This is a genomic window from Shewanella loihica PV-4, assembly GCF_000016065.1.
Taxonomy (GTDB): Bacteria; Pseudomonadota; Gammaproteobacteria; order Enterobacterales; family Shewanellaceae; genus Shewanella; species Shewanella loihica.
Genome location: NC_009092.1, coordinates 1466941 through 1488358, shown reverse-complemented (window position 1 = coordinate 1488358; position 21418 = coordinate 1466941). Strand labels below are relative to the sequence as shown.

The 21418-nt window shown below is 51.2% G+C and carries 20 protein-coding genes and 1 other RNA gene; 9 read left to right on the top strand and 12 right to left on the bottom strand.

The window, feature by feature from the left end:
- Positions 1-10: 10 nt before the first annotated feature.
- Entirely contained in the window at positions 11-1132 is a 1122-nt protein-coding gene (gene rlmN, locus SHEW_RS06615) for a dual-specificity RNA methyltransferase RlmN (RefSeq protein ID WP_011865089.1), read from the bottom strand.
- A gap of 145 nt (positions 1133-1277) precedes the next feature.
- Here rlmN and SHEW_RS06610 point away from each other — a divergent pair, with 145 nt between their 5' ends.
- Positions 1278-2411: a CNNM domain-containing protein gene (locus SHEW_RS06610; RefSeq protein ID WP_011865088.1), complete on the top strand. Its 1134-nt coding sequence runs from the start codon at positions 1278-1280 to the stop codon at positions 2409-2411.
- 141 nt (positions 2412-2552) lie between these two features.
- The gene (locus tag SHEW_RS06605) at positions 2553-4313 is read left to right on the top strand and encodes a bifunctional metallophosphatase/5'-nucleotidase (RefSeq protein ID WP_011865087.1); all 1761 of its coding nucleotides are present in this window, start codon (positions 2553-2555) and stop codon (positions 4311-4313) included.
- Between the two features lie 141 nt (positions 4314-4454).
- Here the strand turns inward: SHEW_RS06605 and SHEW_RS06600 are convergent, their stop codons facing one another.
- The 3 genes from SHEW_RS06600 to SHEW_RS06590 form a co-directional block, all read right to left on the bottom strand.
- Positions 4455-4955, bottom strand: coding sequence for a GNAT family N-acetyltransferase (locus SHEW_RS06600; protein ID WP_011865086.1), 501 nt, complete (start codon positions 4953-4955; stop codon positions 4455-4457).
- Positions 4956-5218: 263 nt separating this feature from the next.
- Complete coding sequence (locus SHEW_RS06595) at positions 5219-5521, bottom strand: hypothetical protein (RefSeq protein ID WP_011865085.1); 303 nt, start codon at positions 5519-5521, stop codon at positions 5219-5221.
- 127 nt (positions 5522-5648) lie between these two features.
- Entirely contained in the window at positions 5649-5873 is a 225-nt protein-coding gene (locus tag SHEW_RS06590; RefSeq protein WP_011865084.1) for a DUF3820 family protein, read from the bottom strand.
- Between the two features lie 617 nt (positions 5874-6490).
- On the opposite strand from SHEW_RS06590, the gene SHEW_RS06585 reads away from it, so the two are divergent.
- The 4 genes from SHEW_RS06585 (at position 6491) to SHEW_RS06570 (ending at position 9220) form a co-directional block, all read left to right on the top strand.
- A complete protein-coding gene (locus tag SHEW_RS06585) occupies positions 6491-7234 on the top strand; it encodes an AAA family ATPase (RefSeq protein WP_011865083.1) in 744 nt (247 codons plus the stop codon).
- Positions 7194-7619: a hypothetical protein gene (locus tag SHEW_RS06580; RefSeq protein ID WP_011865082.1), complete on the top strand. Its 426-nt coding sequence runs from the start codon at positions 7194-7196 to the stop codon at positions 7617-7619. The genes SHEW_RS06585 and SHEW_RS06580 overlap by 41 nt, the downstream gene beginning before the upstream one ends.
- Positions 7620-7898: 279 nt before the next feature.
- Positions 7899-8723: a M90 family metallopeptidase gene (locus SHEW_RS06575; RefSeq protein WP_011865081.1), complete on the top strand. Its 825-nt coding sequence runs from the start codon at positions 7899-7901 to the stop codon at positions 8721-8723.
- A 23-nt stretch (positions 8724-8746) separates the two neighbouring features.
- Entirely contained in the window at positions 8747-9220 is a 474-nt protein-coding gene (locus SHEW_RS06570; RefSeq protein WP_011865080.1) for a nuclear transport factor 2 family protein, read from the top strand.
- Positions 9221-9222: 2 nt separating this feature from the next.
- Here the strand turns inward: SHEW_RS06570 and SHEW_RS06565 are convergent, their stop codons facing one another.
- The 6 genes from SHEW_RS06565 to SHEW_RS06540 all read right to left on the bottom strand — a co-directional run bounded on the left by SHEW_RS06565 (position 9223) and on the right by SHEW_RS06540 (position 18300).
- Positions 9223-10671 (bottom strand): HDOD domain-containing protein, encoded by a 1449-nt coding sequence (locus SHEW_RS06565; protein WP_011865079.1) that lies wholly within the window; start codon positions 10669-10671, stop codon positions 9223-9225.
- Positions 10672-11019: 348 nt separating this feature from the next.
- Positions 11020-12345: an isocitrate lyase gene (gene aceA / locus SHEW_RS06560; protein ID WP_041406525.1), complete on the bottom strand. Its 1326-nt coding sequence runs from the start codon at positions 12343-12345 to the stop codon at positions 11020-11022.
- 106 nt (positions 12346-12451) lie between these two features.
- Positions 12452-14086 carry a malate synthase A gene (gene aceB / locus SHEW_RS06555; protein ID WP_011865077.1) on the bottom strand — a complete coding sequence of 545 codons (1635 nt, stop codon included), beginning with the start codon at positions 14084-14086 and terminating at the stop codon, positions 12452-12454.
- 1303 nt (positions 14087-15389) lie between these two features.
- A complete protein-coding gene (locus SHEW_RS06550; RefSeq protein WP_190272410.1) occupies positions 15390-17150 on the bottom strand; it encodes a tetratricopeptide repeat-containing diguanylate cyclase in 1761 nt (586 codons plus the stop codon).
- Positions 17151-17185: 35 nt separating this feature from the next.
- Positions 17186-17407, bottom strand: a complete 222-nt coding sequence (locus tag SHEW_RS06545) for a hypothetical protein (protein ID WP_011865075.1) — start codon at positions 17405-17407, stop codon at positions 17186-17188.
- A gap of 83 nt (positions 17408-17490) precedes the next feature.
- Positions 17491-18300 (bottom strand): SAM-dependent methyltransferase, encoded by an 810-nt coding sequence (locus tag SHEW_RS06540; RefSeq protein WP_011865074.1) that lies wholly within the window; start codon positions 18298-18300, stop codon positions 17491-17493.
- 396 nt (positions 18301-18696) lie between these two features.
- Here SHEW_RS06540 and SHEW_RS06535 point away from each other — a divergent pair, with 396 nt between their 5' ends.
- Positions 18697-19197, top strand: coding sequence for an outer membrane protein assembly factor BamE (locus SHEW_RS06535; protein WP_041406523.1), 501 nt, complete (start codon positions 18697-18699; stop codon positions 19195-19197).
- Positions 19198-19404: 207 nt separating this feature from the next.
- Here the strand turns inward: SHEW_RS06535 and SHEW_RS06530 are convergent, their stop codons facing one another.
- Positions 19405-19737: an RnfH family protein gene (locus tag SHEW_RS06530; protein WP_011865072.1), complete on the bottom strand. Its 333-nt coding sequence runs from the start codon at positions 19735-19737 to the stop codon at positions 19405-19407.
- Positions 19738-19765: 28 nt separating this feature from the next.
- Positions 19766-20197: an SRPBCC family protein gene (locus SHEW_RS06525; RefSeq protein WP_011865071.1), complete on the bottom strand. Its 432-nt coding sequence runs from the start codon at positions 20195-20197 to the stop codon at positions 19766-19768.
- Positions 20198-20399: 202 nt separating this feature from the next.
- On the opposite strand from SHEW_RS06525, the gene smpB reads away from it, so the two are divergent.
- The gene (gene smpB, locus SHEW_RS06520; RefSeq protein ID WP_011865070.1) at positions 20400-20891 is read left to right on the top strand and encodes an SsrA-binding protein SmpB; all 492 of its coding nucleotides are present in this window, start codon (positions 20400-20402) and stop codon (positions 20889-20891) included.
- 122 nt (positions 20892-21013) lie between these two features.
- Positions 21014-21369, top strand: a transfer-messenger RNA (tmRNA) gene (ssrA, locus tag SHEW_RS20345).
- The last annotated feature ends 49 nt before the right edge of the window (positions 21370-21418 follow it).

The window sequence follows — 21418 nt, the reverse complement described above, 5'->3', positions numbered from 1 at the left end:
ATACAATAAGTTAGTTTATTGTGACTGAAATCTGACTATCTTGCATGCGTTTTTTCGCTAAACGTTTGGTTCGGTCGCGAATATCCCCGGCTAACTGGCCACAGGCCGCGTCAATATCGTCTCCGCGGGTCTTACGAACGATCACCGTCAGACCATATTCCATCAGCACCTTAGAGAATCTGTCGATACGTGAGTTCGATGAACGCCCATATGGTGACCCAGGATAAGGGTTAAAAGGGATCAGGTTGATCTTACAAGGGGTATCCTTCATCAACTCTGCCAGCTCATGAGCCTGATCTGTGCTGTCGTTGATATGATCAAGCATCACATATTCCAGGGTCACGCGGCCTCGGTTGGCGTTGGACTTGGCCAGGTAACGACGGATCGCCGCCAGGAACTCCTGCAGCGGATACTTCTTGTTGACCGGTACCAGCACATCACGCAGCTCATCGTTTGGCGCGTGAATACTTACCGCCAGGGCCACATCCAGGTTATCACCCAAGATATCCAGCGCAGGCACCACGCCCGAGGTAGAGACGGTCACGCGGCGCTTAGAGAGGCTGAAGCCGAAGTCGTCCAGCATGATGTCGATAGCCGGCATGACGTTTTTCAGGTTCAGCAGCGGCTCCCCCATGCCCATCATCACCACATTGGAGATAGGACGCTCGCCGGTCTCTTTCTGGAAACCGAGGAAGTGAGACACGCGCCAGATCTGACCAACAATCTCAGACACGGTAAGGTTACGGTTAAAGCCCTGCTGGGCGGTCGAGCAGAAGGTACACTCAAGGGCGCAACCCACCTGAGAAGAGACACACAGGGTGGCACGGTCCTCCTCTGGGATGTAGACGGTTTCGACTTCTTGGCCATTGCCCACGTTGATGGCGAACTTGATGGTGCCATCGGCAGACTTCTGGTAGCTGGAGATCTCTGGCGCCACCACCTCACAACGCGCGGCCAGTTTGGCACGTAACACCTTGTTGATGTTGGTCATCTGTTCGAAATCACTGACGCCAAAATGGTAAAGCCACTTCATCAATTGATCGGCACGGAAAGGCTTTTCACCCATCTCGGTAAATAGCGCTCTCAATCCCTTACGATCGAGATCCAATAAATTGATCTTTTTTTCACTCATTTTGACTAACCTCAACACCAAAACCTGCCACAGGGCGGCGAATTATACAGATATCAATAAATTTTAGCCAGTAAGGAAATAGACTATGCTAGAATCCCTCCCAAGCTAATATTGGCTTGCTACCTGGAGTTGTTTTACCTCCCCCATGATAACCCTTATTGTTATTGTCTTTGTCGCTATCGGGATCTCTTTTCTCTGTAGTGTATTCGAAGCCGTGCTTCTGTCTGTTACCCCTAGCTTTATCGCGAACCTGAAAGAAACCCATCCCGCGGCGGCCGAGCGTTTGAGCCACCAGAAGGAGAATGTGGAATCGCCACTGGTCTCTATCTTGACCCTGAACACTATCGCCCATACCGTCGGTGCCGCCGTTGCCGGTGCGCAGGCCGCAAAGGTGTTTGGCGATGAGATGCTAGGCGTCTTCTCGGGCGTGCTGACCTTCTTGATCCTCTTCTTCTCTGAGATCATCCCTAAGACACTGGGCGCGAACTACTGGCGCAGCCTGGCTCCGAGTGTGTCGCTGGTGCTGCTGTGGATGGAGCGCATCACTAAGCCGCTGATCTGGATGTCACAGCAGGTGACTCGCAAGCTGGGTAAAGGCGACGATGGCCAATACATTCGCCAGGAGATGAGCGCCATGGCCAAGATAGGCCATGAGTCGGGTGAGCTGGACGAGCAGGAATCTATGATCCTGACGCAGATGCTGTCGGTCAAGGAGATGCCGGTTACCGCCATCATGACGCCAAGAACCGTGATGTTCAGCGTGCCAGCGACCATGACTCAGACCGAGTTTGCCAAGCTTCATAAGAAGAGCCCCTTTACCCGTATTCCGGTTTTCGATGGCGATCGCGACAATATCGTGGGTTATGTCAACCGCAACACCATCCTGTTGTCGGAGCGGGACACGCCTCAGGCGCCTATCTCGGCGGTGCGTCGTAACTTGGTTATCGTGCCGGAAACGGCCAAGATATTGCCGCTGTTCCAGCTGATGATTAAGCGCAACACCAAGATCGCCATGGTGGTGGATGAATACGGCAGTGGCCACGGTATAGTCACCCTGGAAGACATCATCGAGTCCCTGCTGGGCCTTGAGATTGTCGACAGCAACGACCCTGTGACCGACATGCAGCAACTGGCGAGACGCCTGTGGAAGCGCCGCATGACTCACAAGGGGATACGCATCTCGGATGAGGGCTCGTCAGAAGATGACGAAACGCCGAAGAGCGAGCCACCAGAGGCCAGCGTCGCTGAGACAGAACCTCTGGGTAAGGTGAGCAAATAACCCAAATAACTTAAGTACTGAGCCGATATAAATTAGCAGCTCATTAAATACTTAAGAAAAGTTAACAAAGGGAAGCGAATGCTTCCCTTTTTCATTTACCCCCGCTGAGGTATACTTGCCCGCTTCACAGATGGAGCCTACATGACCAACAGATATTCGCTCAAGCTTGCACACATCAACGACACCCACTCTCACTTCGATCCTTCACGCGTTCAATTTCTGCTCACCCATGAGCAACAAAGTTATGAGGTCTATAGCCATAGCGGTGGCTATGCCAGGATCGGCTATCAGGTGCAGCAAGCGCGTCAGCAAGCGGCAGATGCCGGGCAAGATTTTCTGTTTCTGCATGGGGGCGACAGCTTTCAGGGCACTCTCTACTTCAATCAGTTTAAGGGCGTCGCCAACGCCGATCTGCTCAATCGCCTCGCCCCAGATGCCATGGTGCTGGGTAACCATGAGATAGACGCTGGCAATCAACCGGTTAAACGGTTTCTCGATACCATTAACTTCCCTCTGCTCGCCGGCAACATGGATCTCAGCCAGGAAGATCCCCTAAAGCAGGACAGACTCGCCGGCCACCCCAAGCTATTTGACTATATTCCCGAGCGCCAGATGGCCAAGGTGCTGCTAAAACCCCTTGGCGACAAGCAGATAGCCATCATAGGGATCACCCTGGATCAGATGAAAGAGATCGCCAGGCCAGATGAAGATACCCACTTTGCCAACGCCATCGCGACCACAACCAATACGGTGGCCAAACTCAAGGCCGACGGCATAGATCATATCCTGGTGCTGAGTCATCTAGGTTGGGATAAGGATAAAGAATTAGCCAGAGAAGTCCCTGGCATCAGTCTGATCGTCGGTGGTCACTCACATACCCTACAGGGCGATTTCAGCGCTATCGGCATCAACGCCCTGCCCTATGGCTATCGCGTGGAAGACACGCCTATTTTGCATGCAGGCAAGTACGCCGAAACCCTGGGGCTATGCGACATCGAATTTGACGACAAGGGGCGTGTTACAAAGCTTGCCGGACACAACTACTTCATGCTCGATGAGCATCTGATCATCGAAGGGGAGCAAGAGGTCACCGCCGCTACCTACAATGCGCTGAAGCTGCAGCTCATGGCGCATCCAGGCGTGCTGTGGAATGAAGGGTTATGGGATGAAGAGCTAAGCGAGATCAATCAGGTGATCGCCCAGCGCTATCGTCCCGCCATCGACGCGCTGGAACATCAGGTGCTGGGGTTTGTGCCGAAAAACTTGATCCACACCCGCCTGCCCAGCAAGGCACTGCCCCACGGCAGCGAGATCGCCCCCTGGGTCTGCAAGAGCATCTATCATGAGACCCGCAGACTCGATCTTCAGGTGGACTTTGCCCTGCACAATGCCGGCGGCGTCAGACAGTCCCTCAACAAGGGCACAGTGACCATGGCCGACGTGCTGGGACGCCTGCTGCCCTTCGCCCTCCCCCTGGTGAAATACCGCATCTTGGGCCGCTACCTATATCAGACCCTGGAGTCGGCCATCAACTCGGCCACCAACAACAGCATTACCGGCACGGGCGCCGGCAGCTTCCCCTACACCTATGGCCTCAAATATTGTTATGACGGCAGGCAGCCGCTGGGCACCCGCATTCTACACCTGGAGATCTTGACCGAAATCGCCGGCGAGATGCAGTGGCACAGTGTGATGCCAGACCGCATGTATAGCGGCGTCTCCTCGGCCTATACAGCGTCGGGCAAGGAAGGCTATCAGGATCTGCTCAGAGCCGAGCAACAGGAATCGATTGAGGCGCTCACCCTGCCCCAGGCCTTCATCCGCTACATGCAGCGCGAAGAGGGGCTCCACGGCATCATGCCGCCCCATGTGTTGTATACCAGTCACCTGGATGGCCTGTAGCTAGATCCAAATCAGAATTAAGTTAGGCCTGAAAACTCGGGGACGTTATTAGGTTTATTTAACTTGCTTGTCTGAGAACATATCGAGATTAAAGTGGGAAAACTAAGTAGTGAGGCTAACTAGGAAGGCTATTTAGCTAGACTAGGCCTGAGACTTCACCAGATAGTAGGCCATAAATATCTGGCCTGCCTTTTCCTGATATCGCTTGTGTCGCAAAACAAACCCTTCGGCCAAAAACAGTGGCCTGGACAGGCTAGAGGCATCGACGCTCAGCTCAAGCATCCCCTGCGCCGCCGACCATGATACAAGCTGGCGTAGCAGTTGACGCGCTATCCCCAGCCCCTGATATCCAGGGTGCACATAGAGACTGTCGATATATCCTCGCGAGGCATAGTGAGTCTCCACATTGATAAAACCGACGCAGCGCGGTAGCCCGCTAATTAGGCTTTCTGTGTCGACGGCTAACCAGGCCTGTGAGCGGGTCAGGCGTTTTTGCCAGTGATAGCCAGAGCGCGGCGCCCTCGACCAGGCGCACTTCTGCGCCGCACTGTAATGGGTCTCGTCAATCGCCCGCACCGCCAGATGATAGACCTCGCTGACCTGAGTACTATATCCCTTACGGTAGGGAATTATCTTAATCATCGCCTAATCAAATCTCACAGAGTGGCCCTGGCCGAGTGATACTGGCCGAGTACACTGGCCGAATGACGCTGGCCGAGTGATACTGGCCGAATGAGCCTGGCCGCTACCAGCTCTTTGCCACCACTTTTAGCAAACCTGCTTGTCGTAAATTGCAGCCTAATATTAGTCGTCCATCGGGCAAAAAAATAGTGCCGATAACAAGTTAGCGGCACTATCTATTATGTTTAGCTCTTATGTTGGGTCAGGCCGCATGGCCATCCGAGTTACTTCTTGTCGATGCGACCCACAAATAGCAGTTCGTCGAAGGTGCGGTTAAGCGTCTTGCTGGTAAAGTCATTCATCCACATCTGCTCTTGAACGACAACTACGTCACCTTTTTTCACCTCTGCCTGAGGTCCGGCCGCCCAGAAGGTCTTGTCGGCTTCTTTGATCTGAACATAGGTATAACCGCCACCGTTCATGGTATCGACCACTGTGCCCTGATGCACTACACCAGCCGCCCAGGCACTCGAGATCCCCAGGGCTAAGGTGGCCGCTGCGGCTAAACGAACTAATTTAGTTATCATTGTCATTCCTTAAGTGTTTGCCTTTAACCCCTGCATTAAAACATGGCCTTAGCCATAAATCTCTACCCGGCGTACCTAAAACAGCATTCAATGAATCAGTTTTAGATCAAGCTCTCATTCCCGAGTTTTATCCTTGAGTGCGCGGAACTAATAACGGCTTGAGCATGCCCTCGAGGCCATTGAGCTTCACTTCGTAGATGAGCGCCAGCTGCTGCCCCAACTTGCCCTCGGGGAAGCCTTTGCTGTGAAACCAGACTAAATAGGGCTCTGGCAGCTCGAGTAAGCGTAATCCTGCATATTTACCAAAGGGCATTTTTTGATTAATCGCCTCGATTAAGGCCTGTTGATCCATCGTAACTATCCTAACTTAACTATCCTAAATGGCTATCGGGAGGTGTGCGGGGCCCAGCTTACGTGACCTCTGGCGCCAAACCAAGTGCTCTGAATAAAAAGTGCTTTGGATAGAAAGGAGCTTGCTATAAATAGCAGTAACACTTGTTCATTTCCCGCGCGCCGCCTTGAAACATAAGGTAAATTTTTCCAGAGGCAAGCAAACCGAGTTCAAAGTTTTAGTCATTACACATATAACATTTGGAAATATAAAAATTAAATAATCGCAATTTTTGAAATAAAAGTAAGGTGAAAGTCTTACACTTTTAAGGCATAAGCATGACAAGTCAGGCAATAAAACCAACAAATAAAAAGTAACCTTATGTTTTAAAACATATTATCCGTGAGACCTTATCCCTCAAGCCCTTAGCGTCAAATATCTGCCAAACAAGCCAAAACGTCAACTTAATGACAAGCGCCATAATCAAAAAAAACGTCAATTTTCATGTAGTTGACCAACAATTAATTAACACCTAAATTGGACTCATGCCCAAACAGGTGAGGTCGCGAGACAGCAGTACATCACTTGGGAACCTAACAACAAACATCGGCAATCATTGGCAGTCGAGAGGAAATAGAATGATCATTTTAGTTGGCGGTGAAAAAGGCGGTAGCGGAAAGAGCTGTTTAGCCCAAAACATAGCGGTATTTCTCACGGTAGAATGCGGCGCGTCGGTCATCATGGTCGATTGTGATCCCCAGCGGACCACCTCAGACTGGATTCAAGCTCGTAACAACAATGGCACCCTGGCCAGCATCAACTGCGTACAGCTCTACGGCAAGATACGCAACGATCTGCTCAGCCTGGAGCAACACTATGACTATGTCATCGTCGACTGTGGCGGTCAGGATAACCTGGCACTGCGCGCCACCATGTCGGTTGCCTCCCATGTGTTGATGCCACTGCGTCCTAAGCGCAGAGACTTGAAAACCGTCAGCCACATGGATGATATCGTCGCTACCTGTATGATGATTAACCCTAAGATGCGCGCATCTTTCGTGATCACTCAATGCCCTAGCCTACCAAACCAGGCTAACCGCATCTTTGAGGCGAAAGAGGTGTGTAAGACTTACGACATCAACGTGCTTGACGCCATCACCTACAGCCGAAACATTTATGATGACAGCGAAGAATCGGGTCTGTCTGTCATGGAAACTCAGCCAAAAGGCAAGGCCGCCGAGGAGATACGCAGCATAGCCTGTGAAATGCTGCAAGCTTCGAGTGCTACAGAAATTCGCAATCGTCTTGCCGAAAAACAGATGGATAAGTTAAGGGGTAACTATGGGTCTGGCCGATCTCAAGAAAAGCTCTACGCAGTCTAGTGCCGCGAGACAAAACCGTAAGCTGCTGAATATTTCGCTCGATGCCTTGATCGATGATTTCATCGAAGATGCGACACACTATGCCGCCGGGCAGCCGAGCAATGTGCAGCAGATGGCCGAGGTTATCGCCTTAGAGACCGGCTTCGATGGTGATTTTCTAAATCGCCATGCCTCTCAGGCCGCACCTAAGGTGGTGCCTAAGGGCACTGGGCCCTATCGTAAGGCGACCTTTACCCTGAGCGAGTCTGCCATCGCGCACCTCGCCGAACTAGCCAGCGGCTGCGACGTGGCTAAGTCGAAATTGATCCGCTTTCTCATCGAGCACCATTACTCGTTATCGGAAAGCGAACGGCAACAGAAGGAACAATCCATCATAGTCGATTAAATTAGTTGATTAAGTTAGTCGACTAAATTAGTCGATTGAGTAAGCGATAGTATTAATCGATTAGCTATATCCCCAGACGCGCTGGGCTCATCATCACCCAGCGCGTCGCCATTTTCGCCCCGTCTCCCTAACCTTTCTGGCAGCGACAGATTTCAGTTTCCGAACTTACGGGCTGCCAGCTTTTTTTCTCCACACCTTTTTTCTCCACGCTTTTTCTGGCCCTAAGATTGAATTTGCGGCAAGCAACACCATATCTTGCTATATCATAGGGAGATTTTTATGCTAGCCATCTTTATTCTTGCGCTGGTCAGTAGCGCCGCCATAGGGTACATACTGTTTAAGCCAAGGTATGTCAGGTATCGCCGCGCGCAGATCGCCAAGCGGGCCTTTCCCGCCAGTTGGCGCGCCATACTCAAGCGCCGCATGCCCTATTTTCGTGCCCTGCCAAGCGACCTGCAACTACAGCTCAAGCGTCACATCCAGATCTTCATCGCCGAGAAGCAGTTCGTCGGCTGCCAGGGGATAGAGATTGATGATGAGATCAGAGTAACCATAGCCGCCCAGGCTTGCCTGTTACTGCTCAATCGCGACACCGACTACTACCCTAAGCTGAAACAGATCTTGGTCTACCCCAGCCTGTTTATCGTCAACCAGACTCAGCAAAATGGCGATGGCACCTTCTGGGAGCGCAAAAACATACTCTCTGGCGAGTCCTGGGAATTTGGCAAGGTGGTGCTCTCCTGGCATACCACCAAGGAAGATGCTGCCCAACCCTATGATGGCCACAACGTGGTGATCCACGAGTTTGCCCATCAGCTGGATCAGGAAGATGGCCACTCCAATGGTGCGCCCATCCTAGCCCATGCCAACGACTATCAATCTTGGTCGACCGTCATGGCGCAGGAGTTCACGCGACTACGCGAAGATGCCAAGTGGCATCAACCCAGCCTGTTTAACTATTACGGCGCCACCAACGAGGCCGAGTTCTTCGCGGTGATCACCGAGACCTTCTTCGAACGCCCCCATGAGTTTTACCAGCAGCATCAGGCCCTCTATCAACAGATGAGTCATTTTTTCAAGCTAGATCCGGTAAACTGGCATTAACGACACGAAAAAGGAGTTTTACCATGACCGTCAGACATCCCATGCTGACTTGGCTTTTGGCTGCCAGCGCCCTCCTTATGAGCGGCATCTGCCGGGCTGAGATCCCGCTAGAGGCGACCCAGACCTTAGACAAGCTTCACGGCTACGCGGCGAGCGCCGATTGGGACAACTACTTCGCCCTCTATACCGAGGATGCCCACTTTATCGGTACCGATGCCACGGAAAACTGGAACATGCAGGAATTTTCCGCCTATGCCCGCCCGACAAAGGGCTGGCACTACACCCTAGTTTCGAGGCAGCTCCAGCAACACGGCGAGGTGATAGTCTTCGATGAACACTTAAGCAGTAAGTCTTACGGCAACTGCCGCGGCACAGGCACTCTGGTACTGACGCCGGGAGGCTGGAAGATATTGCAATACCACCTGAGTTTTCCTATCCCCAACGCCATGGCCAAGCGGATCACGGCGCAAATCAGCGCCGCGAGTCAGAAAGAGTAGTGTTAATGCACAGAGACAGATAGACAGAGATTGGTCAGCTGCGCGAAGTGGGTAAAGCGCTCGAAATCCACTTCCGCCAGCTTACGCTCTGAGCTGTGCCTGTCGGCATATAACAGGCCAATCACCTTGTTATCCACCAAGATCGGCGCCAGCATGAAGCCCATGACAGAGGTGTGGCGCCTGAGTTCTTCGTCGGTATAGAGACGCCACTTTTCCGAGCTAGGGTTGTCGATAAACAGCGGTTTCTTGAGATCGACACTCTCGGCAAACACATTCTTATCGTGATTGAGCTCGACGATAAACTCATTCTTCATCTTATCGCCGTTCTCGCCTAACACCACCCGAGGTTGCAGGCGTTTACGGTTTGGTGAGAGCAGCATCACGGCGCAGCGATCCATGCCGATACCATCGAGCAGCCCACTCAGGGTAATGGTGATCACCTCATTAAAGTTCGCCTTGTTGATGGCACAATCTGTAAGTTCCCTTAATTTCTTCAGCTGCAGGTCGACATTAAACTCACGCACCTTAATGGGCTCGGCCTCAGGCTCCGCCGCCAGCGTCAATTGGTGAGTATCGGGCAAAAAGGCCACCAGCACCTTGGCGCCATAGGTATCGGCCAGCTTTCGCGTGGCGTGGCTGCACTGAATCATCCGCCCCTTAAACTCATCCACCTCGAGATCCAGCATGTCTGCCGCCTGCTTGATTCGATGATTCAGCTCGGCAATATCTTTGCTGTCGCTGGCCATCAACTCGCTAATCTTGTTCGCAAGGTAGATGGAGCGGATCTCTGGCGTGCGCTCGTTCGGGTTAGACAGGGACTTCACCAACACCTCACCTAGGCCCCAGTTTTTGGCTATGCCCATGGAAAGCTGAGTAAAAGAGGTGCCCAGAACCTCTCTAACCACATTGTTGGCATCCTTCTCATCGACCTGATTAAGGCGCGCATCGAGCTGCTCTGTGGTCTCACCGCCCATGCTCCAGAAGGCACTCTCTCCCAGGTGATAGAGCAGCGCGGCAATAAACACCTCTTCTTGCAGCTCTTCATCATGATCTTTAAGCATCATCTTGGCCAGCATGGCAGCCTGGAAGGCTCTGGCCATCAGGGTGAGCAGCCTGTGATACACAGGCTCAGATAAGCCCTTGTTTTCTAGCAGGCTACTGAGCAGTTTGGCGGTAATACAGATGTTGCGTATGGTATCAAAGCCCAGTACCACAGCCGCGCGGCTTACAGTGGTGACGTGGGAGATCCCCTTGTTATAGATGGCGCTATTGGCCACCTTAAGAATTCGCGAGGTCAGCGCGTTGTCATGCATCACGCTGCGGCCGAGTATCGCCAGGGAGGAAACATCATCTTTGGCAAGTTTCTCTAGGGTTTTCACCGTCGAGCTCAGTGCCGGCATCTCCTGTTCGCTGATGCGTTTGGTCCAGTATTCTGCACCTTTACCTGACATGGCAGTGTTCAATGCGTATCTACTCTTTTATATAAAAAAATAAGGATAGCGCTCGCTTGCCGGCGCCGTCTTTGATGAATTATAGGCAGAAAAACTTATAACATAACAATTACATCAGCCGCCAGTGGCAATTGGGCTTTATCCTGCGCCAGCTGCTCGCTTGGTGAGGATTTCATCTCTTTATCGGCTGCGGGAGCGTATTGATAAGCACAAAATAAAAAAGGCGGCTCAAGAGGGACCGCCAAAGCAAGCAAAAATAAACAAGTAGAAAGGAAAGAAAAACCTCGCACTGCACGTAGGAACACAGTGCGAGGAACAACCGCTGCTAAAGGACAGCAAGTCGAAACTTTAGAACTGCTCCTCTTCGGTAGAGCCTGTCAGCGCCGTGACCGAAGACTCACCGCCTTGGATCACATTGGTCACCTTATCGAAGTAGCCTGTACCCACCTCTTGCTGGTGCGCCACGAAGGTGTAGCCTTTCTTCGCCGCGGCGAATTCGACTTCCTGTACCTTCTCGACATAGTGCTTCATGCCTTCACCACGCGCATAGTCATAGGCGAGGTCGAACATGTTGTACCACATGTTGTGAATACCGGCTAAGGTGATGAACTGGTACTTGTAGCCCATGTCCGACAGTTCCTGCTGGAAGCGGGCGATGGTGGCGTCATCCAGGTTCTTCTTCCAGTTGAAAGAAGGTGAACAGTTGTAGGCCAGCAGCTGATCTGGGTATTGCGCATGGATAGCCTCGGCAAAGCGACGCGCCTCTTCAAGATCCGGCTTAGCCGTCTCACACCAGATAAGATCTGCGTATGGGGCGTAGGCCAGACCACGAGAGATAGCCTGGTCAATGCCCGCATTCACACGGTAGAAACCTTCTGAAGTGCGCTCGCCGGTGATGAAGTCGCGATCATAAGGGTCGCAATCAGAGGTCAGCAGATCCGCAGCGTTCGCATCGGTTCGGGCGATAACCAGAGTTGGTACGCCGCTCACGTCGGCAGCCAAACGCGCCGAAACTAGTTTCTGTACCGCTTCTTGGGTCGGCACCAACACCTTACCGCCCATGTGGCCACACTTCTTCACCGAGGCTAGCTGATCTTCAAAGTGCACACCCGCCGCGCCGGCATCGATCATGTTCTTCATCAGCTCGTAGGCGTTAAGTACACCACCAAAACCGGCTTCGGCATCGGCCACGATAGGCAAGAAGTAGTCTGTGTAGCGCTCATCTTGTGGGTCGATCTCGTTGCTCCACTGGATCTGGTCGGCGCGGCGGAACGAGTTGTTGATGCGCTGAACCACTGCAGGTACTGAGTTAGCCGGATAAAGCGACTGATCTGGGTACATGGTGCCCGCCAGGTTAGCATCGGCAGCTACCTGCCAGCCCGACAGGTAGATGGCCTCAATACCCGCCTTGGCCTGCTGTACCGCCTGACCACCGGTCAGGGCGCCGAGCGAGTTAACATAACCTTTCTTAGCGCCACCATTAACCAGCTGCCATAGCTTCTCGGCGCCGCGGGTTGCCAGGGTATTTTCCGGGACAATCGAACCGCGTAAGGCCACTACGTCCTCTGCTGAATAGGGGCGACGAACGCCGGCCCAACGTGGATTTTCAGCCCAATCTTGCTTAATCGCATCAATCTGTTGTTGACGTGAAATCTGTGTAGTTGCCTTAGTCATAATCTTCTCCATCTCAGGTGTTAGCATCCAGCTCCCTCAATACCACTCACATTCAAAGGCGCTAAATAGGTTTGGGTATTACCCTTTCATTTATAAAATCATCTCGCTAGGCGTTATCGCCCTGGGTCAAAATCTCGTAGCCCGGCAGGGTCAGGAAGTCCACCAACTCGTCGGCCGTGGTGATCTCTTCCAGCAATACGGCGGCCTGGGTAAAGCTGCCATGGGTGAAACGATCCGGTCCCACCTCGAGTTTGACGTTAGCCAGCTCTTCCACCAGCATCTCCTTGAACAGCGCCTTGGTGACCAGCTTGCCGTTAGAGAGCTTCTGCTCATGCTGGATCCACTGCCAGATAGAGGTACGTGAGATCTCTGCCGTGGCGGCATCTTCCATCAAGCCGTAGATGGGCACACAGCCATTGCCACGGATCCAGGCCTCGATATATTGCAGCGCAATTCGAATGTTGAGGCGCATGCCCGACTCGGTGCGCTCGCCTTCGCAGGGCATCAGGAGATCCCTGGCCAGAATCGGCGCATCGACATCACGGGTGATATGCAGCTGGTTGACGTGATCTTCACCTATGTATTCGTTGAAGATCCCCATAGCGGTGTCGGCCAGACCCGGATGTGCCACCCAGGTGCCGTCATGGCCATTACGCGCCTCTAGCTCCTTATCGCCGCGCACCTTAACCAGTACCGCCTCGTTCTGCGCCTGATCCTTAGCCGGAATGAAGGCAGCCATGCCTCCCATCGCCAGGGCGCCACGCTTGTGACAGGTCTTGATAAGCAAACGCGAATAGGCGCTCAGGAACGGCTTATCCATGGTAACCGCCTGACGGTCTGGCAAGATGCGGTCGCTATGCTTCTTCAACGTCTTGATGTAGCTGAAGATGTAGTCCCAGCGGCCACAGTTGAGCGCGACTATGTTAGAGCGCAGCTCATAAAGGATCTCCTCCATCTCGAACACCGCCGGTAGTGTCTCGATAAGACAGGTACACTTAATGGTGCCCGGCGTTAGACAGAAGCGCTCTTCGACATAGGCAAACACCTTGGCCCACCAGCGCGCCTCGACATGACTCTCGAGTTTAGGAATATAGAAGTAAGGTCCGCTGCCCTTCTCCAGCAATTGGCGATAGTTGTGGTAGAAGTAGAGGCAGAAATCAAACAGTGCCCCAGGGATCGCCTCGCCATTGAAGGCGACATGCTTCTCTTTAAGGTGCAGGCCGCGTACACGGGCGATAAGCACGGCAGGATCATCATCGAGCGTATAATGCTTACCTGTCTCGGGCGCCGTGTACTCTATCTCGCCGCGCACGGCATCACGCAGATTAATTTGGCCTTGAATCACCTTGATCCAGCTAGGCGCCAGAGAGTCTTCGAAGTCGGCCATAAAGACTTTAACGTTGGCATTGAGGGCGTTAATGATCATCTTGCGATCCACAGGCCCTGTGATCTCTACGCGTCTGTCTTGCAGGTCTTGGGGAATACCGCGGATCTGCCAGTCGCCGTCTCTGATGGCACGGGTCTCGGGTAAGAAATCGGGCAGCGAGCCCTTATCAATCAGTTCCTGCTTCTGCCTGCGCATCTCGAGTAGCTTAGGTACCTCTGCCGCAAACTGATCACACAAGACCTCAAGCAAACTCAGCGCACCTTCGTTAAGCACTATCTCTTGCCCCGGCACTGGCGCCCCCAGGATAGACAATCCCGTCTCTAGCTGATGTTTATTCATTACCTGTTCAGTCATCCCGATATCTCCCAAGCGCTCACTTACCGTTAATTTCAATTCTTCCTGCCTTTAACCTAAGGCCCGCCATACCTTGTAATGATGGCCATACAGCTTGAAACACCAGCAAGGGGTTACAAATGTACGTTTTGAACAAAACCTACTAACAAACTGTTGGGATTGCAACAATACTGGCGGTGAGAAAAGCAGCGAAAAAAGCTGCATTACATCACAAAAAATTGGTAAGACCAAACAGAGATTTTGAACCCAACATACTGTTTTAAAACAATAAATATCAATAACAATAAATCAAGAAATGACTAGATTTGAAAGTTGTCTGACAAATGAACCAAGCCCTACAGCTTGAAAGTTATTACGAAAATTTATTACCTATAGTAATTTTGTCGATACAGATATTTCACCTAGAAGCCTGACAGATAAAAAGGCGGCACGTTTTGCTTTACTTGCAAGTAAGGCTATTAAACTTAAATTATTTCAACACTTTACAAGCAACCCCAAAACGCTCAAAATCAAACGCGCGTTTTAATTTGACGTTTACGTAAACGATATAAGCAAGAGGCCAAATGGCTTGTCACAATTCGGTAACGTTTGTCGATCAACATCACGATTTTTTTTGGTTTGCTGCAAAAAAAATTAAAAAAAACCGAATAAATTGCATAGTTAACCCAGCAGAGACGCCTATCATGCTGCCAAGACAAGGCATCTAACTCGGCCATTCGACAAGCCTCGCTCTCCTTCTATCGCTCTCCTTCTATCGCTCTCCTTCTATCGCTCTCCTTCTATCGCTCTCCTTCTATCGCTCTCCTTCTGCCGCTAAGTGACCAGCGCAAAATGACTAACTCGCACGATCACTAGCCGCTCAGCTTTAATGTCAGCTCTAATGAAAGACAAGAAACCTGAATTCAAATAACAAAATACTGAAGGCTGACCGCACAAGGCCTAGAGATGAGCGACTGACAACATTGGACAGGAAGCTCTGCGCAAGACGGGAAAACTAGCTAGAAGAAGTGAACTCACTCGGTAAATATCGATTACCTGTTGCAGGAAGGCCTGATAGGCTCCCGTCGATGCAACAGAGAACTGCTAAGTATGTATAAAGACAAAAGCTTCACTAGAAGAGAACAGCTTAGACAGCACAGACAGGCTAGAAGCACTAACACCAACGAGAAGCGCGAACACAGACAAGAAGGACTTTCGCAAACAAGAAGGACTAGCAGAGTTAAAGACAAGTGTCGGCAAGCCAGTGACTCGCCTAAGGGTAACGAGTTTGAGCTAAACAACCGCAAACCCCAGTTAGCTAAGGCTAAGCATTCACCGCATTAATGGGGGTGTCGGGCGTAGACTCCATGCTTGGGCGGTACATGACCACGCAGTTACGGCCATTGCCCTTGGCCTGATACATGGCGATATCGACCCGCTTCATGAGTGGATCCAGGCTAAGATCCTCCTCCACACTGGTGCAGACACCGAAACTGGCGGTAATGCTCAGGTCGCTATAGTGAGGCCGTGTCTGAATCGCCTCTATAGCCACGCGACACTGCTTGGCTATCTTGAGGGCCGCCTGCTCATCCGTGTACGGCAAGAAGAGCGCAAACTCTTCACCGCCCATGCGCACAAACAGATCCCTGCTCTTGAGGCTTGGCGTCACGGCATCGACTACTCGCCGCAATGCCCAATCTCCGGCGCTATGGCCATAGGTATCGTTGATCGCCTTGAAGTGATCTAAGTCGAACATCACCACACTAAACATGCTGCGATGAGCCAAGACATCGACGAAGAGATTTTCGGCAAAGTCTTGCCCCGTGCCTCGGTTTAATACTCCGGTCAAAGGATCCCGCTGAGAGATGCGCTTATATTTGCGCTTCTGCACAAACATAGAAGCACCAAAAATAATGAGACAGATAGAGCAACCTATGGCAATCATCAGCGCCATACTCTCGTTGTATCTTTCCAGCTCAACTACCTTTTGCTGCGCGGTATAGAGCGCCCTATCCTGATTGAGCATCTTAATTTCACGGGCCTTCTCGGCATTCTCAAACTTAGCCATCTGATACGCATAGGCTTTTGCCTTGGTCTCGTCGATATCGGCCTCACTGAGCTGCATATACTCGTCCAGATAATGATAGGCCTCCTGGTAGCTTCCCTCTAAAGCCAAGGCATCGGCCATCATCTTATAGGCGCGTTTCTTAGCGTTGAGCACGCTTGGCTCGTCCTCAACATGTATGACTTGCTGGGCGTATTGCTTGGCATCCTCAACCTCTTTCTTCATCAAGTAGGTTTCGGCCAGCAAGGCATTAACATCGTTAATCTCTAACTGAAACTTAAATGTCTTGTACTTTGCAAGCGCTGAAAGGAACAGCTTCTCCGCTTGCTCAAGCTCGCCGAGCTTAAGGTGTGAAGTGCCCTTGCCCTTGTCGGCCATGGCAACAATAAGCGGAATATTATGTTCACTACAGAAGGTGCGGGTATCGGCAAATAACTGCTTAGCCTCATGATAGTGGGAGAGCTTTAGCTCCCCTACCGCCAAAAACAGCTGGGCATAACACTGCTCTTTCGGCGATCTGTCGCGGCTGAGGGCATAGGCCAGCGAGGCATAGCGCTTCACCTCGTCATAGACTTCGAGATCCAGATAGAGGTTGGCCAACCTCAGATAAGAGGTCATCTTAATGGTCACATCATCTATCTGCTCGATACGATCGAGATTCTTGGCCATCGCATCCAAGGCGCCCTGATAGTTCTTCATGGCGATCAGCGCTGTGGCCTGATACAGATAGATGGAATTTTGAGTTTCGGGAGAGTGGCTCAGCTGTTCGGCCTGAGTGAGTAGGTTAAAGGCGCGTTCGTAGGAACCGTTATACATCTCCTTGTTACTCTCCAGGGTCAACACCCGAGCCCTCTGTTCGCGGCTCAAGTGCTGGGTATTCTCTTTAAGGTAGGCAATTACCTCAGACGACTTGGCCGGCTCTGCAATTAACGATGCCTTTAGCTCATCGATAACCGCGTCATAATCGACATCGCTCGCAACGGCAGATCCGCAAAGCGCTATCGAAAAGACACAAGCCAAAAATAGTCTGAGGTAATACATATAGTTTCTACGAGTTACTTGCTGTCATCTGGGTTAGTGATGATCAAATAGGATTGTACTTCGCTGGTGTCACCTGAGAGCGAATCGAGCTGCGCTTTATCACCCGACAACACCGCCTGGATCTCTTCATCCGTTAGGCCATTGGCTTTCATCACACCTTCTGGATCAGCCTTGTAAGCCTCTAACAACGCGGCATCCGAACCTAACTTCTGAAAAAAATCGCTTAGCTTAGACATATCATTCTCCATTGCTATGTAATAACACTAGTTGCTAGACAAAAGTTTGACCACTCTAGCTTTAATCAAACTCCGTCTCATTTTTAGCCCAATAAAGCTTCTGAAATACCGAGTTTTGCCAAAACCTTATGGTTCACCTTCAGCGGCGCCGCCGGTGGAATTAGCAAGGTAGTAATAGAAGTTAACTTGGCTTGGGGTAAAGCCTTGAGTAATAAGCGTTCAATTCGAGGCGCTTGAGTCGGTAAATTGGGCGCTTCATACAGAATGACCTCATGGTCTAACGGATACCACTCGCTAAGCTGCTCAACCAAGACCTGCAAACAATCCGAGTTAGTATGAAACTTTGTGAGCGTGTGCTCTCCGGCGATGGCTATCTGCCACAGCAGCAAGTGAGTGGCGGGATCCGGCGTATGACAGTAAAACATGAATTGACTGGCCTCGAAGCTCTGATGGCCAGACTGACCCGGATCTATTCCCACGTCGGCCCATAAGCAGGCTTCGGCTGAGATCCCCGGCTCCATCTTAGCCTCGAAACCTTCTTCGCGCGCCCGGCGAATGGCGATATGGGACACACAGGCAAACACACCAGGATGACCATACAGGGCGCACACGACCCGCTTACCCGCCCTAACCTCGGTCAATATCGCCTCGACCATCTGTTGATAGGTATCACGACGGCTCTTAACTTCTTCACCCTGGGCATAGTATCGATGCAATGAACGGACATCTTGATTCATGCTCTCAAGCCACTGGAGGGCAAAGGCATCGGGCACCAAAGAAAAAACCACGTCGGCCAGCTCGATATAACTCTTACTCAACACGGTTATCTGACCGCCCAGGTTAAGACCTGTGCCAACGCAAACCAAACTGCCTCTTGTATAGGCTTCACCCATTATCGATGCTTCCGTCCATTGCTCGGGTAATCAACCACCCTTCGCTCCTTGGCTATTTGCCACTTTTCAACCAAACAAATTAAGCCAATGCTGCAAAGGTGTAAACCAAATTAACTTACCACAATTCGGGATAAAACAAATACTAACAATTAATTAGTCTGGCATTTTCATCACGACTCAGGGATTCTCCTGCGCTACTTGGACAAAATTCGCTCAAGCTGGTGAAACTAATCCTTAACACGCCTGTCTGAACTATTCGCCCTCCCCTTGGGCTCCCCAAACACACAGGCCTAAGCTGATACACAGACTAGATCCAGAAAACGGCGATAGCGCTTGTCAGCATGGGGAATGCTTGGGTATCATGGCCGACAGATTTTTAGGGAAGTAGCGCATTCAATGACCATCAAAAAACATAGTATTACTCTATTAGGCGCAGCGGCGCTGTCTCTTTCATTAAGCGCATGCAGCGTGTTCGACTGGCTGATCTATAAACCAGATGTGCCGCAAGGCAACTACATGGAGACGCAGCAGGTCGAGAAACTCAGAATCGAGATGACCAAAGAGCAGGTCGAATATATCCTGGGCCGTCCCGTATTAAGAGACAGCTTCTCGGACGACACCTGGTACTATGTCTATCACTACAAGAGTGGTCGTGACGCCAGCATCACCCACAAAGAACTGGTGCTGCACTTTACCAATGACAAGCTTTCTAAAGTCGATGGCGACTATGAACTGGCCGCCGACTTTAACACCCCGCTGGATCAGAGCTCGCTACCAGAGCTAGGCGCCGCAAAGGGCGACCTGGTTCCGCTAAACCCTGAGCAGCGTCCAGATACCAAGCCGCTCGTGGAAGAGAAGAAAGCACAAGAACTCAACGAAGTTAAAGAGTTTGAATAAACGCTTTAACTAACGCCAGGCCAGTTTTAAGCGCCTGGGTTTTAAGACGAAAAAAGGGTCCTAAGCATTGCTTAAGACCCTTTTTACTATCTAGCGGCTTTCTCTTAATTCTTAACTCTTTAATGCGCCTTGCAGCCTATCCTGTCTGACGGCTTATCTCGTCTTGCTTAACACTCGAAACTATTCCCAGCGGAAACTCAGACCTAACTAGCTCACCTTAGCGCCAGTGGTCTTGTTGGCGCGGCCCTCGCTCTTAGCCTTTTCGGCGCGTTGACGACGCACATCTTTGGGATCGGCAATCAAGGGACGATAGATCTCCACTCGCTGCCCGGGTTCTAGCACCTCATCATGCTTCACCGCTCGGCTGAAGATACCTAGCTTTACTTTATCCAGATCGATCTCAGGAAAGAACCGGCAGATATCGCTCTGCTTCACCGCCTCGATACAACTGGTGCCCGGCGACACCATGACGCTGATACGCTTCTGCTGGGTAGGCAGTGCATAAATCACTTCAACGGCAAACTTATCTTGATCGCTCATCTTACATCCTAAGAAGATTAAACAGCTGTTATTTATAAATCACTTTGGCGCGGCTGGTGAAGGCGGTCACCATAGAAGACATCAACTCTTTGAACACCTTACCGAAGGCCAGATCCGCTATCGAACTGGAAAACTCGAAGTTGAGCTCGAAATCCACCTTACAGGCATCTTCCGTCAGCTCGGTAAACTCCCATTGGCCGTGCAGATGCTTAAAGGGGCCGTTTTCCAGCGCCAGTTCAATCCGCTTACCAGGAATAACCTGATTGCGTGTGGTAAAGGTCTTGCTGATCCCCGCCTTGGAGACATCGACCGAGGCCACCATGGTCTTACCATCAAACTCAAGTACCTTACCGCCAACACAACCCGGCAGAAACTCCTTATAGGACTCCACATCGTTGACTAACTCGTACATCTGCATGGCACTAAAGCGCACTAATACGCTACGGGAAATCTTGGGCATATGACTGTTTAACCTGAAACCTTGGCCTGACACCATAAAGCAAAAAATTGATTTTAACATGCTCGGCAACACCGGTCACCTCACCCGGCACTGACACCAAGCTCAAAAAAACACCACCTCGACCCATTTACGCAGGCAAATTAAACAAATAATCGCGCGAGCCAATTCCAAATTGATTTACCGCGCGTATAATAGCCCTCCTATGGCTAAGAAAAACGCAAAAAAATCAAAGAACCCACCGGCGACGATTGCACGCAATAAACGCGCAAACTTCGACTATAAATTTGAAGAAAAATTTGAAGCCGGCTTATCCCTGATGGGATGGGAAGTGAAATCGATCCGAGTCGGAAAGGTAAACCTGTCTGAGAGCTATGTGTTCCTCAGAGACGGTGAGGCCTACCTGTTTGGATGCACCATCACACCGCTCAATACCGCATCGACTCACGTGGTCTGTGACCCCATGCGCGATCGTAAGCTGCTGCTCAACCGCAGAGAGCTTGATAAGCTGCAGGGTTTGGTCGAGCGTCAAGGTTACTCTATCGTGCCTATCTCCATGTATTGGCGAAAAAATGCCTGGGTGAAGCTCGAAATCGGCCTGGGTAAGGGTAAAAAAGAGCACGATAAGCGCGACGACACCAAAGAGCGCGAGTGGAAGATTGAAAAATCTCGTACCATGAAACATGCCGCACGATAATAATCGCTGTGATTCAGCGACTTGTCTGGCATAAAACGTACGGATAACGAACAAACGATAGTAACCCCAATGATTAATCCTTGGTAATCGAGGACGACGCGGGTTACAATCGACCTTGTACTGGGGGCGATTCTGGATTCGACAAGATTCACGAAACCCTAGGAGCATGCCGAGGGGCGGTTGGCCTCGTAAAAAGCCGCACAGTTATAGTTGCAAACGACGATAACTACGCTCTAGCAGCTTAGGCTAGCTAGCCATCTTGCTCACGTTTCTCAAATGGGCAGAGTATTAAGATGGTCACCTTTACATTTGATAGCGAGGGAACCATGTTCAGGGGTGAACCGCGAAACAGTACTGAACTCGCCAATAACAATCCTGTCTTTCGGAGTGTTGTTGGTTAACCAATAGAAAGACTAAGCATGTAGCGCCGAGGATGTAGGCTTTTTGGACGCGGGTTCAAGTCCCGCCGCCTCCACCAACACAAAGAATCAAGACGTCTCAGGACGTCTTTTTTCTTGCCTGAAGCA